At 70.6% G+C, this 15,247-nt stretch carries 13 protein-coding genes; 8 read left to right on the forward strand and 5 right to left on the reverse strand.

The genetic code is table 11. The features are described 5' to 3' along the window. Positions 1-50: 50 nt before the first annotated feature. Positions 51-809, reverse strand: coding sequence for a DeoR/GlpR family DNA-binding transcription regulator (locus tag ACFSKW_RS42500; protein ID WP_379579992.1), 759 nt, complete (start codon positions 807-809; stop codon positions 51-53). A gap of 131 nt (positions 810-940) precedes the next feature. On the opposite strand from ACFSKW_RS42500, the gene ACFSKW_RS42505 reads away from it, so the two are divergent. From ACFSKW_RS42505 to ACFSKW_RS42525, 5 genes are read left to right on the forward strand one after another with little or no spacing between them, the layout of a single operon-like run. Continuing rightward, positions 941-2,269: a PfkB family carbohydrate kinase gene (locus ACFSKW_RS42505; protein ID WP_379579994.1), complete on the forward strand. Its 1,329-nt coding sequence runs from the start codon at positions 941-943 to the stop codon at positions 2,267-2,269. A 4-nt stretch (positions 2,270-2,273) separates the two neighbouring features. Beyond that, on the forward strand, positions 2,274-3,665 hold the full coding sequence (locus tag ACFSKW_RS42510; protein WP_379579996.1) for an extracellular solute-binding protein: 1,392 nt from the start codon (positions 2,274-2,276) through the stop codon (positions 3,663-3,665). A gap of 46 nt (positions 3,666-3,711) precedes the next feature. Then, a complete protein-coding gene (locus tag ACFSKW_RS42515) occupies positions 3,712-4,614 on the forward strand; it encodes a carbohydrate ABC transporter permease (protein WP_379579998.1) in 903 nt (300 codons plus the stop codon). Then, a complete protein-coding gene (locus ACFSKW_RS42520) occupies positions 4,611-5,438 on the forward strand; it encodes a carbohydrate ABC transporter permease (protein WP_379580000.1) in 828 nt (275 codons plus the stop codon). The genes ACFSKW_RS42515 and ACFSKW_RS42520 overlap by 4 nt, the downstream gene beginning before the upstream one ends. Before the next feature lie 35 nt (positions 5,439-5,473). Next, positions 5,474-8,272, forward strand: a complete 2,799-nt coding sequence (locus ACFSKW_RS42525; RefSeq protein WP_379580002.1) for a sugar-binding protein — start codon at positions 5,474-5,476, stop codon at positions 8,270-8,272. A 40-nt stretch (positions 8,273-8,312) separates the two neighbouring features. On the opposite strand, the gene ACFSKW_RS42530 is transcribed toward ACFSKW_RS42525, so the two are convergent. After that, entirely contained in the window at positions 8,313-10,142 is a 1,830-nt protein-coding gene (locus tag ACFSKW_RS42530; protein ID WP_379580004.1) for a glycoside hydrolase family 15 protein, read from the reverse strand. A gap of 209 nt (positions 10,143-10,351) precedes the next feature. Here ACFSKW_RS42530 and ACFSKW_RS42535 point away from each other — a divergent pair, with 209 nt between their 5' ends. From ACFSKW_RS42535 to cydB, 3 genes are all read left to right on the forward strand, one after another. Further along, positions 10,352-10,618, forward strand: coding sequence for a hypothetical protein (locus ACFSKW_RS42535; RefSeq protein ID WP_379580006.1), 267 nt, complete (start codon positions 10,352-10,354; stop codon positions 10,616-10,618). A 185-nt stretch (positions 10,619-10,803) separates the two neighbouring features. Further along, positions 10,804-12,183, forward strand: coding sequence for a cytochrome ubiquinol oxidase subunit I (locus ACFSKW_RS42540; protein WP_379580008.1), 1,380 nt, complete (start codon positions 10,804-10,806; stop codon positions 12,181-12,183). Positions 12,184-12,195: 12 nt separating this feature from the next. After that, entirely contained in the window at positions 12,196-13,197 is a 1,002-nt protein-coding gene (gene cydB / locus ACFSKW_RS42545) for a cytochrome d ubiquinol oxidase subunit II (protein WP_379580010.1), read from the forward strand. A 398-nt stretch (positions 13,198-13,595) separates the two neighbouring features. Here the strand turns inward: cydB and ACFSKW_RS42550 are convergent, their stop codons facing one another. From ACFSKW_RS42550 to ACFSKW_RS42560, 3 genes are all read right to left on the reverse strand, one after another. After that, complete coding sequence (locus ACFSKW_RS42550) at positions 13,596-13,826, reverse strand: hypothetical protein (RefSeq protein WP_379580011.1); 231 nt, start codon at positions 13,824-13,826, stop codon at positions 13,596-13,598. After that, on the reverse strand, positions 13,813-14,061 hold the full coding sequence (locus ACFSKW_RS42555) for a DUF6400 family protein (protein WP_379580012.1): 249 nt from the start codon (positions 14,059-14,061) through the stop codon (positions 13,813-13,815). Before ACFSKW_RS42555 ends, ACFSKW_RS42550 begins: the two co-directional genes overlap by 14 nt. Positions 14,062-14,674: 613 nt before the next feature. Then, complete coding sequence (locus ACFSKW_RS42560; protein ID WP_379580013.1) at positions 14,675-15,142, reverse strand: hypothetical protein; 468 nt, start codon at positions 15,140-15,142, stop codon at positions 14,675-14,677. Between the last annotated feature and the right edge of the window lie 105 nt (positions 15,143-15,247).

Here is a 15,247-nt window from a genome sequence, read left to right on the forward strand (position 1 = left end):
CGACTCCTCACCTGCCACATGACTCATCGGACCTGCCGGGATCCGGGCGATCACGCGAGCAGCACCTCCGCGCCCGCGGCGGCGCAGTTGCGCAGGGTCCTCTCGTCGGCGCCCTCGTTCGTGACGATCACGTCGATGTCGTCGGGGCCGCACACGCGCAGGGCTCCGGTGCCGGGGAACTTGTGCCGGTCGACCAGCAGCACCACCTGGCCCGCCGCCGCGATCATGGCGCGCTTCACCGGCACCTCGGCCAGCGTGGTGTCCACGAGCTGGCCGTCCGGCCGCACGCCGCTCGCGCCCAGGAACACGCGGTCGGCGACCACCTGGCTCAGCGCCTCCTCGGTCAGGACCCCGACCAGCGAGTGGTAGGTACGGCGGACCATGCCGCCGAGCAGCAGGAGCTCGACCTCGGGGTCGGCGCGGAGCACGTCGAGGACGGCGAGGCTGGAGGTGACCACGGTGATGCGGCGGCCTCGAAGGTGGCGGGCCAGGCGCATCGTCGTGGTGCCGATGTCGAGCAGGACCACGTCGCCGTCGCGCACGATCCGGGCGGCGCGGGCGGCCACGGCCTCCTTGTCCTGCTCGTCGAGCGCCGCCACCTCGGCGAAGGTCAGGCCGTCGTCGGTGTCCATGTCGGCGAGCGCGCCCCCGCGCACGCGTTTCAGCGTGCCGTCGCGGTCGAGCACCTCAAGGTCCCGGCGAATGGTGGATGGGCTCACACCGAGCTGGCTGGCGAGGTCGCGAACACTGGTGGCCCCCGAGAGGCGGACACGCCGCATGATCTCCGCATGCCTGAGGTGCTGGAGCACGCTGGGATCCTATCAGTCATTTCTGTGCAGAAGCGAGCATGATGCGTCAAAGATTCGCGCAAAGCACTTGATATGCGCGATTAAACGTGCAAGATTGCGCACAACTCGGTCTGTCGAGGAGGACTCTTCCCGTGTCTGTCCAGGCGTACGACCCTCTCGCCGATCAGCGAACCCCGGAGGGGCCGCAGTTCGACGTCTTCTTAGCGGGCACCGTGTTCCTCGACATCGTCTTCACCGGACTGCCCGCGATGCCCGCAGCGGGCACCGAGATGTGGGCCGAGGGCATGGGATCGTGCCCCGGCGGCATCGCCAACCTCGCCATCGCGACCAGCCGGCTGGGCCTGCGCACCTCGCTGGCCGCCGCGTTCGGCGACGACGACTACGGCGACTTCTGCTGGCGCATCCTCGCGGAGCAGGAATCGGTAGACCTGTCCAGGTCACGACGCTTCGAGCACTGGCACTCACCGGTGACGGTCTCCATGGCCGTCGACCGTGACCGCAGCATGGTCACCCACGGCCACCCTGCCCCCATGTCGGCGTCGGAGATGATCGGCTCCCCGCTGCGCTCCAGGGCCGTCATCGTGGCGCTGTCGGCCGAGGAGCCGCTCGGCGTGCCCGACAAGTGCTCGTGGGCCGAGCTGGCGCACCGCAACGGGGCGCTCATCTTCGCCGACGTGGGCTGGGACCCCTCGGGCAACTGGTCGCCGGCCCTGCTGGACCAGCTCTCCGCCTGCCACGCGTTCATGCCCAACGCGGTCGAGGCGATGGCCTACACCGGCGCCGACACCCCGCGCGACGCGCTGTACGAGCTGGCCGACCGGGTTCCCCTCGCCGTGGTCACCGACGGGGCCAACGGCGCCATGGCCATCGACTCCATCACCGGCGAGGAGGCCTACGTTCCCGCGCCGCGGGTCACCGCGCTCGATCCGACCGGCGCGGGGGACGTCTTCGGCGCGGGCATCGTGCTCGGCACGCTGTGCCACTGGCCGCTGGCCGACAGGCTCGCGTTCGCGGGGGTCTGCGCGGCGCTGGCCGTGCAGCAGTTCGGCGGATCGCTGGCCGCGCCCGGGTGGGGGGACATCGCCGACTGGTGGCACGACGTGCGGGCGGCGGCCGGTCACAGCGGCGCCTACGCCGACTCGCTGGCGCGCAGGTACGCCTTCCTCGACAGGCTGGTGCCCACCTCTCCCGTCGGCGCGGTACGGCGGGCCGCCGCGACCATCGCCCGGCACGCCGACCTGGGCATGGCTTCGACGGCCGCCCCGGAGTCCCCGGCCGCCACCACCCGTTCCGCCGGGGAGACACAGGCCGCGCCGGCCCGCTCCACCGAGCCGTACGGGGGGCACGAAGAGCCAGGGAAGCACGAGCCACGCGCCGCGTCCGAGGCCGCCGCCCCGCCGGGCGGGAACGGCGAACCCGAGGACCCGGAGACCCCTCGCGTGCCTGCCCAGAAGGAGTAACACCATGATCGCCTCGACGAGCGAGCTCCAGAAGCGCAACCCGCGCGGCGCCAGGGTGCGCGCCGTCCTCGCCGCCGGTGTCGTGGCCCTCGCCGCCGCCGCGTGCGCGCCGGGGTCGTCGGCTCCGCCCGCGGGATCCTCCGCGCAGCCGAGCGGCTCGGCGGTGAGAACCGACGCCGCCGCCCTCGGCGACGTGACCCTCACCATCTGGGACCAGGAGGTGCGCGGCGGCCAGGCCGCCCAGATGAAGCAGCTCAACGCCGCGTTCGAGGCGAAGTACCCCAACATCGAGCTCAAGCGGGTGTCCCGTTCCTTCGACGACCTCAACACCACCCTGCGCCTCGCGCTGAGTGGCAACGAGCCGCCGGACGTGGTGCAGGCCAACAACGGCCGGCCCCAGATGGGCGCCTACGTGAAGGCCGGCTATCTCCGCCCGCTGAACGCCTACGCCGACGCGTACGGGTGGAAGGAGCGCTATCCGCAGTCGGTCCTGCAGTACGTGAGCTACAGCGCCGACGGCAAGATCTTCGGCGAGGGCAACGTGTACGGCCTGCCCCAGGTCGGCGAGGTCGTCGGCATCCTCTACAACGCCGCCAAGCTGACCAAGCTCGGCCTGCGTCCGCCGACGACCTGGGAGGAGTTCGAGGTCGCGCTGGCCAAGGCCAAGGCCGCCGGTGAGGTGCCGATCCAGCTGGGCAACCTCGACAAGTGGCCGGGCGTCCACGTGTTCGGCACCGTACAGGGACGGCACGTCCCCGCCGACCAGATCACCACGCTGGGATTCGGCCGCAAGGGCGCCTCGTGGACCACGCCGGACAACGCCGAGGCCGCCCAGCAGCTCGTCGACTGGGTGGACAAGGGCTACTTCAACCAGGGCTTCAACGGGCAGGGGTACGACGCGGCCTGGCAGGCGTTCGGCAAGGGCGAAGGTGTCTTCCTGATCGGAGGCACGTGGCTGATCGCCGACCTGGAGAAGGTCATGCACGAGGACCTGCGCTTCCTCCTCCCGCCAGGCGCCACACCCCTCGCGACCGGCGGCACGGGCCTGCCGTTCGCCATCACGGCCAAGAGCCCCAACCCCGACGCCGCGGCGGCCTACATCGACTTCATCACCGACGCCGACGCCATGAAGGTCCTCACCGCCAACGGCCTCCTGCCGATCGCCGACACCGACCGGCAGAGCGTGAAGGCAGGCTCGCAGCAGGACATGTTCACCGCCTTCGGCACCGTCACCAAGAAGGACGGCCTGGTTCCCTACCTCGACTACGCCACCCCCACCTTCGCCGACACGCTCGGCGCGGCGGTACAGGACCTGCTGGCGAAGAAGTCGACGCCGCAGGAGTTCCTGGCCACGCTGGAGAAGGACTACAAGACCTTCGTCGAAAGCAACGAGTGAGCACGGGCGCACGGCCCAGGCGCGCGGGCCGCGGGCGGAGGCAGAGGTGACCCCATCAGGGAGGGCCCGAGCGGGCCGCCCGCCAGGCGAGCCCAGCCGCGTCGCCTACCTCTACCTGTTGCCGGCGTTCGCCGTCTACGCGGCGTTCCTGCTTTACCCCATCGGCCGCGCGGTGCAGCTCTCGCTGTACGACTGGGACGGGCTGAGCCTCGGCCGGTGGGCAGGCGCGGCCAACTACGCCGCGATCGTCGCGGACGAGAGGCTGAGGGCCGCCTTCGCCCACGCCCTGGTCCTCGTCGTGTTCTACGCCCTGGCGCCGCTGGTCATCGGGCTGACGCTGGCCGCGATACTCAACCACGCCAAGGTGCGCGGGCTCGGATTCTTCCGGACGGTGGTGTTCCTGCCGCAGGTCGTCGCGATGGTCGTGGTGGCCGTCGCCTGGCGGCGCGTGTACTCGCCCGACGGCACGCTCAACGGCCTGCTCGGCGCGCTCGGGCTCGACTCGCTCACCAGGGGGTGGCTGGGCGACTACACGTTCGCGCTGCCGGCGGTCGGCGTGGTCGGCACCTGGTTCGAGACCGGTCTGGTGACCGTGCTGCTGCTGGCGGGCATGAGCCGCGTCCCCGCGGAGCTGTACGAGGCGGCCCGGCTCGACGGGGCGGGCGCCCTCAGAGAGTTCTTCTCGGTCACCCTGCCCTCGGTGCGAGGGGAGATCGCGGTCGCGCTGACGCTGACCGTGATCGCCGCGTTGCGGACGTTCGACCTGGTGTACGTCACCACGCGGGGCGGCCCGGGCGACTCGACGTCGGTTCCGTCGTACGAGGTCTACCATCGGGCCTTCGAGCTCGGGCAGGTCGGCTCGGCGGCGGCGATCGGCGTCACCCTCACCGTCGTCATCTTCGCGATCTCGTTCGTGATCAACCGCTTCGCCGACAGGGGTTTCTCGTGATCTCTCGTGGTGAGCGGCTCGCCAACTACGTCATCCTGTCGGTGTTCGCCGCGTTCGCGCTGTTCCCCGTCCTGACGATCCTGTCGGCCGCGCTCGGCCCCGACGACGCCGCAGGCTCGGCGGGGCAGGGGCTCAGCATCGCGGGGCTGCACGTCGGCAACTTCGCCGAGGCCTGGGAGGTCGGGCGGTTCGGCACGTACTTGCGAACCAGCCTGGCGGTGTCGTCGTTCGTCGTGGTGGTCAGCGTCGTGCTGTCGATCATGAGCGGCTACGCGTTCGGCACCATGCGCTTCCGCGGCCAGGGAGTGCTGTTCTACCTGTTCCTGCTCGGGATCATGATGCCGAGCGAGGCGATCGCGGTCCCCCTCTACTTCGATCTGCGTTCCCTCGGCCTGATCGACACGTTCTGGGCGGTCGCGCTGCCGCAGGTCGCCCTGTCGGTGGCGTTCGGCACCTTCTGGATGCGGGCCTACTTCCGCACCAGCAGCCGCGCGATCGTCGAGGCCGCCCGCATCGACGGCGCCTCGACGTGGCGCATCCTGTGGCAGGTGCTGGTGCCCCCCGCCCGTCCCGCGGTCGTCACCCTGACCGTCCTGGTCTTCATGTGGACGTGGAACGAGTTCCTCATCCCGCTGATCATGGTGACCAGCGAGTCGCTGCGGACCGCGCCGCTGGGGCTGGCCTTCTTCCAGGGCCAGTACACCTCCGGCTTCACCCTGCTCGCGGCCGGGTCGGTCATCGTCGCGACCCCGGTCGTGATCTTCTACTTGTTCCTCCAGCGTCACTTCATCCGCGGGCTGCTCCAAGGGGCGGTGCGCGAATAACTCCCGGAGGTTCCATGCTTCTGTCGGGTTCGCCTGTGCCGGGTTCGCTTCTGTCGGGCTCGCCTGCGTCGGGTCCTCCTGGACGCCTGGTGTCGCTCGCCGCCGCGGCCGTACTCGTCCTCGCGCCCTCCGCCCCCGCGCCGACAGGGGTCGTTCCTCCGCCCGGCCCGGCCGCCTCCGCCACCCTTTCGGGCTCCTCCGGCCCGCCCGCCTCCTTCGCGGCCTCCTCCGGCCCGCCCGCCGATCTCGACGCGCTGTTCGTGGGCGCCCATCCCGACGACGAGGCCTTCACGCTGTCGACGCTCGGGCAGTGGAGCGAGGACCACGACCTGCGCACCGGCGTCCTCACGGTCACCAGGGGTGAGGGCGGCGGCAACGCCGTCGGGCCGGAGGAGGGCCCCGCCCTCGGCCTGCTGAGAGAGGCCGAGGAGCGCGCGGCGGTCGCCAAGGCCGGCGTGCGCGAGGTGTTCAACCTCGACGAGGTCGACTTCTACTACACGGTGAGCGCCCCGCTGACGCACCGGATCTGGGGCGAGGACACACTGGAGAAGGTCGTGCGGGTCGTCCGCCAGACCCGGCCCGAGATCCTGCTGACCATGGATCCGGCCCCGTCCCCCGGCAACCACGGAAACCACCAGCAGGCGGCGCGGCTGGCCGCCGAGGCGTTCTACGCCGCAGCCGATCCCCTGGCCTTTCCCGAGCAGATCACCCGCGAGGGGCTGCGCCCCTTCGCGCCCGCTCGCCTGTTCCTCGGCAGGGCGCGCGGCACCTCCCAGAACGGCCCCGACTGCGCCTCGACGTTCCGCCCCGCCAACCCGGCGCAGAACGTGTTCGGCGTGTGGAGCGGCCGCGTCTCGCCGAGCCAGGGCAGGACATGGGCCGCCATCGAGCGCGACGCCCAGCGCGTGTACGCCTCCCAGGGCTGGGCCGTCTTCCCCGACGTGCCGTCCGACCCCGCCCAGCTCGGCTGCGACTTCTTCACCCTGGTGGACTCGCGCGTGCCGTTCCCCGGACCCGGCACCGCGGCCGCGGCGGCGCCGACGGCGGTCTTCGACGGCGCGCTGGTCAGGACGGCGGGTGCCGTCCCGCTCGGCACCATGCTCGACCTGCGTCCCAGCACGTTCGACGTCCGCCCAGGCACGGCGTTCACCGTCAAGGTCACCGCGGCCGCTCCTTCCCGTGAGCCGCTCGGCCGCTCGGCCGTGGCGCTGCGCGTCCCCGAAGGCTGGCAGGTCAGCGGGTCCGGCGAGCTAGGCAGGCTCGCCCCCGGGCGCACGGGATCGGCGACGTTCACGGTGACGCCGCCCCAGGGCGCGGCACCAGGCGAGCGGGCGCGCCTCGCGGCGGCGCTCACCACCGAACGGGGCCGCGGCTACACCGACCGGCAGGTCGAGGTGAGCCCGGCCGTACGCGGGGGGCAGCGGCTGCTTCCCCAGGTCGAGCAGTACGAGAAGTGGGCCGCGGAACTCGACGCGCCGCAGCTTCGCGGCCTGGTCACCCCCGTGCTCACCCTCCCGTCCGGCGGCTCCCGCCAGGTGGGCGTCGTGGTCACGAACGTGAGCGACACCACCCAGTCCGGATCCGTACGGCTGGACCTGCCCGCGGGCTTCACCGCCGACCGCGCCGAAGCGCCCTACAGCGGCCTGAGGGCCGGGGCCTCGACGACGGTGCCGTTCACCGTCACCAACACCGACACCTCGCTGAAGACCTCCAACGACGGCGGCGACTACTTCTACACCATCACGACCACCGGCCGGGACGGATCCAGCCTGAGCAGGCCCGCGCTCGAACTCGTCCCGGCGACGTCCATCCCGCGGGCCACGTCGGCGCCCGTCGTCGACGGCGTCGCGGGCGAGGGCGAGTACACCGGCCCCTCCCTCGACGTCTCCCGCCTCTGGGAGGGCTCGGCGTGCTCGTCGGCGGCGGACTGCTCGGGCACGGCCAAGGTCGCCTGGCGTGACGACACGCTGTTCCTGCTGGTCCAGGTGAAGGACGACGTGATCGGCACCCGCCTGCCGGCCTCCGACTGCAAGCGGCACTGGCGCACCGACGCCGTCGAGGTGACCCTCGACCCGCGCGGCACGTCGGAGAACACCGCCACGACGTTCAAGACCGCGGTGCTGCCGGTGACGGCGGAGGGTCCGCCGTGCTTCGAGCGGGACGCCGACAACCATCAGGGACCGGGCGCGGAGACCGCCCCCGGGATGAGGGTGGCCTCGAAGGTCTCCACCGGGGAGTACGCCGTGGAGATGGCCGTGCCGATGGAGGTCCTGCCGGGCGCGGTCGATCCCGCGCACCTCGGGCTGAACGTCCTGGTGTATGACTCCGACACCCAGGACAGGACCGGCCAGACCAGGATCGGCTGGTCGACGTGGGGCGGCGTCCAGGGCGACCCGTATCGATGGGGCATCGCGACGCTGCCGGGCTACCTTCCTCCGGCCGGGCGGCCGACCACCCCGCCCGACCCGGTGATCCCCGACACCGGCCTGTCCAGCCTGGACTCGCCGCAGTCGCTGGAGCAGGCGGTCCTCCTCGGCCTGCCGCTCGCGGGCGGTCCCGCGGCCAAGCCGTCCGAGAGCGGCTCGGTCACCTTCGCCGCGGGCGCGCGGGACGCCGTGAAGGTGACGCTGCGCGCCGGCTCCGCCGGCAGGGCGCACCTGTTCGTCCGTGACGCCCAGGGGACAGCGGGCAGCCGCGTCGTCACCGTCTCCGGCGGGGGTACCACGACCGTGCGCGTGCCGCTGAGCCGTGCCACGGGCGCCCACCCTGTGGTGGTCGCCGGATGGCAGGCGCGAACAGGAGGCACGGCGGCCTCCAGGACCCGCGTGCGGTGACGGATCCGGGTCCCTGACCTGCCAGGGCCGGTACGGCCGGCTAGCCGAGGGCGCGGTCGAGGTTGAACGCCGCGCTGATCAACGCGAGGTGGGTGAACGCCTGCGGGAAGTTGCCGCGCTGTTCACCCGCGACGCCGATCTCCTCGGCGAAGAGCCCGACGTGGTTGGCGTAGGTGAGCATCTTCTCGAAGGCCAGCCTGGCCTCGTCGACCCGGCCGGCGCGGGCGAGCGCCTCGACGTACCAGAAGGAGCAGATCGAGAAGGTGCCCTCCGCGCCCTGCAGCCCGTCCGGGCTCGCCTCCGGGTCGTAGCGGTAGACCAGCGAGTCCGACACCAGGTGGTTGCCGAGCGCCGTGAGCGTGGACAGCCACTTGGGGTCGGTGGGCGAGATGAACTTGGCCAGCGGCATCATCAGCACCGAGGCGTCCAGGACCTCGCCGGCGAGGTCCTGGACGAACGCCTCCAGCCTGGGCGACCAGCCGCGCGTCATGATCTGCCGGTAGATCGTGTCGCGTGTGTGCTGCCAGCGCGCCATGTCGGCGGGCAGCCCGCGACGGGTGGCCATGCGCATGGCCCGTTCGATGGCCACCCAGCACATGAGCCGCGAGTAGAGGAAGTTCTTGCGCCCGCCGCGGGTCTCCCAGATGCCCTCGTCGGGCTGGTCCCAGTTGTCGCAGACCCAGTCCACGAGGGTGCCGACATAGTCCCAGCTGCCGCTGGAGATGGGCTTGCCCCAGTGGTCGTAGAGGTAGATGGCGTCGATGAGGGCCCCGTAGATGTCGAGCTGCAGTTGCCCGACGGCGGCGTTCCCGACGCGTACGGGGCAGGAGCCCTCGAAGCCCTCGAGGTGGTCGAGCTGACGTTCGGGCAGCTGGCAGCGCCCGTCGATGCCGTACATGACCTGCAGGGGTCCCGACTCTCCAGGCGCGCCCGTGGCGGCGCTCCTGGTCAGGAACCGAATGAACGCGTCGGCCTCCTCGGTGAAGCCGAGCCTGAGCAGCGCGTACACGCAGAACGCGGCGTCGCGGACCCACACATAGCGGTAGTCCCAGTTGCGCTCGCCACCGACCACCTCCGGCAGGCTGGTCGTCGGCGCGGCGACGATGCCGCCGCTCGGAGCGTAGGTGAGGAGCTTCAGGACCAGCGCCGAACGGTGCACCATCTCGCGCCACCGGCCGCGGTACCGCGACGCGGACAGCCATCGCCGCCAGAAGGCCACGGTGGCGGTGAACTGCTCCTCGGCCTCGGTGCTCACGCACGACCGGGGTGCGATCCCCTCGCCGACCCTGTCGAGAGCGAAGACGACGCAGTCACCCTCCTCGACCTTGAACTCCGCCCACACGTCCATGCCGTCGACCTCCAGCGGCACGGTGGCGGTCAACGCGAGGGAGAGGGACGCCGACTCGAAGACCGCCTGGCCGTTCACCAGGCGTACCGTGTGCGGCTGGGCGCCGTAGTCGAACCGCGGCGCCACCCGCACCCGGAACGGAAGCGATCCCCGGACGCAGGACACCCGGCGGATCAGCCGGTGGCGATCGGGCTCGAGCGATTCGTCGGCGACGGGCATGAAGTCCTGGATCTCACCCAGTCCGTCCTCGGAGTAGAAGCGGGTGATCAGTACGTTGGTGTCGGGAAAGTAGAACTGTTTGGTCCTCGCGGGCACATTGGCGGCCAGTTCGAACGACCCGCCCTTGTCGGAGTCCAGCAGCGAAGCGAACACGCTCGGAGCGTCGAACCTCGGACAGCAGTACCAGTCGATCGTGCCGTTCGTGCCCACCAGCGCCGTCGTGCGCAGGTCTCCGATCAGACCATGGTCCGAAATGGGCAGGTACCGGGCGTGCGGGGCCGTCCCGAAGTCTTCTGTGGTCACTTCAGCCTCCCGCTGTTGCGACTCGTCCGACGGCCAAAGCCTAGGTAAGCGTGATGCCCACCTGGGTCTGCCCGTGTCAAAGACTCGGCAGGGGTTTCACGTGGATTCGTCCGCCTTGCCGCGTTGCGCGACGTTCCGGGCTCGTGCGGCAGGGCCCTTGAGGCGCCGGTTCGGGCGCCCACCCGATCACCCCGAGGGGCGCGATCCCGGTGGAGAACAGGAACTGGATCCCCGACACCACCTACGGCCTCGGCGTCTCCTCGGTGAAGCTGCCATGCGGCACGACGGTCTGGGGCATGGGCGGCGCCATCCATGGATCGTGGTCGTACGCCTACGGCACCCGTGACGGCCGGCGCATGGTCGCGACCAACATCAACGGCGACTGGGCCGGCGACGGCTGGAAGGACCCCATCGGCATCTTCACCGACGTGCTGCAGGCGGAGTTCTGCCCGGACGATTCCACACCGCGGCGCTGATCGGCCGTGCCCAGGGGGCGTCCCTGCCGGCCGGGCGAAGGAGGCGTAGCCTGGAGGGAACTCGCCCCGAGGACGGCCGGATGCCGGGGGCGTCAGTCAGCCGAAGCAGAGGGTGGCCGCGCGGTCCGCGATCACCCGGCGCGTCATGACAAGACGCGCATGATCGGACACTTAGAGTCATCGCCATGGACGCCTTGGATCTCGCACGCTGGCAGTTCGGGGTTACGACGGTGTACCACTTCCTGTTCGTGCCCGTCACGATAGGGATGTCACTGTTGGTGGCGATCCTGAACACGGCCTGGGTACGCACCGGCAACCCCGCCTACCTTCGCGCCACCAAGTTCTTCGGCACGCTCTTCCTGATCAACTTCGCCATGGGCGTGGTGACGGGGCTCGTTCAGGAGTTCCAGTTCGGGATGAACTGGAGCTCCTACTCCAGGTTCGTCGGCGACATCTTCGGCGCCCCGCTCGCGCTGGAGGCGCTGCTCGCCTTCTTCCTGGAGTCGACGTTCCTGGGCCTGTGGATCTTCGGGTGGGGCCGGCTGCCGAAGCGGGTGCATCTCGCCTGCATCTGGATCGTCGCGATCGGCACGATGCTGTCCGCCTACTTCATCCTGGCCGCCAACTCGTTCATGCAGTGGCCGGTGGGCTTCAAGATCAACGGGCGGGCGGAGCTGGTCGACTTCGGGGCCGTGCTGACCAACAAGGTCCTGCTGGCCACCTTCCCGCACACGATCTTCGGCTGCTGGCTGGCCGGAGGCGTGATCCTGATGGCGGTCTCCTCCTGGCATCTGGCCAGGGGGAGGGATCTCGACGTCTTCCGTCCCTCCCTCCGGCTCGGCGTGATCGCGGTGCTGGTGGGCGCGCTCGGCGTTACCGTCTCCGGCGACCTCCTCGGCAAGACGATGACCCAGACCCAGCCGATGAAGATGGCCGCCGCCGAGGCGCTCTACGAGACCCGGCAGCCCGCGCCGTTCTCCCTGTTCACCATCGGGACGCTCGACGGCACGGAGCCGATCTTCCAGCTGGAGATCCCCGGCCTGCTGTCGCAGTTGGCCACCGGCTCGTTCGACGGGAAGGTCCAGGGCATCAACGACCTCCAGGCGGAGTACCAGAAGAGGTTCGGCCCCGGCGACTACCGCCCCTACATCCCGATCGCCTACTGGGGTTTCCGGCTGATGATCGGCTTCGGCATGCTGGCCGCCCTGGTCGCACTCGTCCTGCTCTGGATGACCCGCGGGCGGCAGGTCCGCGGCAAGAGCCTGCTCTGGAAGGCCGCGGTCTGGTCGGTGGTGCTGCCCTTCCTGGCGCACAGCTTCGGGTGGATCTTCACCGAGATGGCCCGGCAGCCGTGGATCGTCTTCAGCCAGATGAAGACCGTCGACGGCGTCTCCCCCACCGTCGGCGCGGGCACCGCGCTCACCTCGCTGATCGTCTTCACCGTCCTGTACGGCGTGCTGGCCCTGGTGGAGGTCGGCCTCATGATCAAGTACGCCCGAGTGGCCCCGCCGCCCGCCGACCAGGCGGAGCCGCGCGACGGTGGCGAGATGTCGTTCGCCTACTAGGAGGATCGCGCAGTGGAGCTCACCGACATCTGGTTCGTGGCGATCACCGTCCTGTGGGTCGGCTATTTCGTCCTGGAGGGGTTCGACTTCGGCGTGGGCATGCTGCTGCCCGTCATGGCCAGGAACGAGACCGAACGCCGGGTGATGATCAACACGATCGGCCCCGTCTGGGACGGCAACGAGGTGTGGCTGATCACCGCGGGAGGCGCCACGTTCGCCGCCTTCCCCGAGTGGTACGCCTCGCTGTTCAGCGGGTTCTACCTACCCCTGCTGCTGATACTGCTGGCGCTGATCGTGCGCGGGGTGGCCTTCGAGTACCGCGCCAAGCGAGACTCCATGACGTGGCGGCGGCGCTGGGACGCATGCATCGTGGCCGGCTCGTTCGCTCCCGCCCTGCTGTGGGGGATCGCGTTCGCGAACATCGTGCGGGGCGTGAAGCTCGACGCCCGGCACGAGTACGTCGGCACGTTCTGGGACCTGCTCAACCCCTACGCGCTGCTCGGCGGGCTGACGACGCTGGCGCTGTGCGCCACGCACGGCGCGGTCTTCCTGGCGTTGAAGACCACGGGGGAGATCAGCGGCCGCGCGGCCGTGCTGGCGCTGAGGACGGGCGTGGCGGCGGCCGTGCTCGCGGTGGCCTTCCTGACCTGGACGCAGATCCAGGGCGGCACGCTCGGCACGGTGATCCTGTCCGCCGTCGCCGTCCTGTCCTTCGCGGCCGCCCTCGGCGCCATCGCCAAGGGCCGCCAGGGCTGGGCGTTCCTTCTGTCGGCGGTCGCCATCGGCGTGACCGTGATCAGCCTGTTCGCGGTCCTCTACCCCAACGTCCTGCCGTCGACCGTCAACCCGGCCTACAGCCTGACCGTCGAGAACGCGGCCGCGACGCCGAAGACGCTCGGCATCATGACCTGGGTCGCGGTGATCTTCTTGCCGCTGGTGTTGCTCTACCAGAGCTGGACCTACTGGGTCTTCCGCCGCAGGATCGGCGTCGGAGACATCCCCGCCCACCATTGACCCCGAGCGAACGATCCCGCACGGATAGCCCACGCGGACGCCCCACGCAGACGACCCCACGCAGACGGCCTCGTGCAGGCGGCCCGCGCGGACGCCCCCACGCGGACGACCCCACGCTGACAGCGCGTGCACGGACAGCGCGTGCACGGACAGCGCGTGCACGGACGGCCCCACGCGGACGGCGCGTGCACGGATGGCGCGTGCGCGGATGGTGCGTGCACGGACGGCCCCACGCGGACGGCGCGTGCACGGATGGCGCGTGCGCGGATGGTGCGTGCACGGGCCAGTGTCCGCGGCTGGTGAGGCGAGGCGAAGGACGGCGTCAGGCGAGGCGCGGGACGCCAGGGGAAGCGGGGGGCGGGGCCGAGCCCTCTACCGGGTCCGCGGACGAAGATTCGTCAGAACGGCGTGGTCCCGCCCGCGCCGAAGCGGGTCTCGTGGTCCCACACGTGGGTGCATCCGGGGCACTGGAGGTGCAGCCTGCTTCCGGTGGTGCCGAGCAGGTAGCGCCAGTGCGCCCCGCAGTTCCGGCCGCCGCTGCATTCCCCGCACTCCCTGTTGTCGAAGCAGCCGGGGCACGACACCCATGCCCTGCGCCCCAGATCGGCGTGCGGATCAATCGGCAGCATGGCCCTGCCCCCTTCGCGGGAGCACCCCGGCCGCCACGAGCATGTCGTAGGCCTCCTGCTGCCGCTCGTCGAGGCCCGAGTAGAGGAGGTCGTAGGCCTCCTCCTCACCTCGCATCACCGCCGGAGGATCCCAGTTCGCTCCGAGCGCCGTCATGACGGCGGCCCGCCGGCGAGTCTCGTCCGTGGTGAGGTCGAACTCGAAGACGGCGTGTGCGCTGTTGCTGTGGTGGCTCATGGCGCGGCTTTCCGGTGGGATGACGGGCGCGACATCTGCATGATCGTGGGAGGCGCCTCCTGGGGGGCCCGCGAAGGGGCTCAGGGCGAGGGCCGAGAGGGGGTCTTTGCGATCACTCGAAGGCGCGCTGGGACGAGACCCCTTCCTTGAGGAGGAGTCTTGCCCTTTTGTATACCTTACGTCCCTTTTTGTGGTCAATTCATGACTTATGTCACGAAAGTCTGGGCGCGGGTGACCGCCTCCGCGCGGCCCGGTCACGCTCGCGCGCACTCACAGGACGGTGGACGGCGCGTCCTCGGCCAGGCGGACGAAGACCGCCACGATGACCTCCTCGCCCTCGCCCGGAAGACGCGATCCGGCCGTCCGGAGGACGCGGGTCATGCCGTCCGGAGGACGCGGGTCACGCCGTCCGAGGTGAGCACATCGGTGATGAATCCGTCCCCCAAGTCAGGCCAGGGGAGGTCTTCCACGTCTGCTCGGGCTCCCAGCCTCCCGGGTCGCTCTCGTGAAAGGAACGGCACGCCCCTTTCACGAGAGGCACGCTGGAGGTTTCCCTGGCCGGTGGGGTGTCAGCCGCTGGCCGGTGGGGTGTCAGCCGCTGGCCGGTGGGGTGTCAGCCGCAGTTGCCCCAGGCCGTACGCTCGCCGAGGGCCCGCGGCGTGCTGCTGACGAAACGGTCGCCGGCTCTCAGTCCGGTGACCACCCCCTGGTAGGCGACGCACCTGCCCTTCGCGTACGCCTTCACGGGGCCGGCGTAGTGCGTGAAGTAGTTGGCGTCCTGCCGCTTGTCGAGACCCCGGCGGGCCAGGCTCACGCCGGTCCAGGTGGGCTCTCCGACGTACTTGGTCTTGATGGTGACGGCGCAGTTCTCCCCGGTCCGCGCGCTGTACAGCAGGTAGACATGGCCGAAGACGATGCCGCGGCCGTCGACCACGGCCCGGGTGCCGTCGTCGACCCTGCCGAAACCGTTGCCGCAGATCCCTTCGGGGGTGTATCCGGTGGCGGCGTCGGCGGGTAACGCGATGAGGGTGGTCGCGGCCAGAGCCACGACGACGCACTGCGCCGGCTTGCTGCGAACCATGGGTTCCTCCCGTTTGCCTCTGATGATCGGCGGGGATCCGCCACGACACAAGCCTTGACAGGGCCGCAAGTCGCTGGGTTCGACCGCGTTGACGCGTTCCGGGAG

The sequence above is a fragment of the Nonomuraea mangrovi genome, assembly GCF_042681425.1.
GTDB lineage: Bacteria > Actinomycetota > Actinomycetes > Streptosporangiales > Streptosporangiaceae > Nonomuraea > Nonomuraea mangrovi.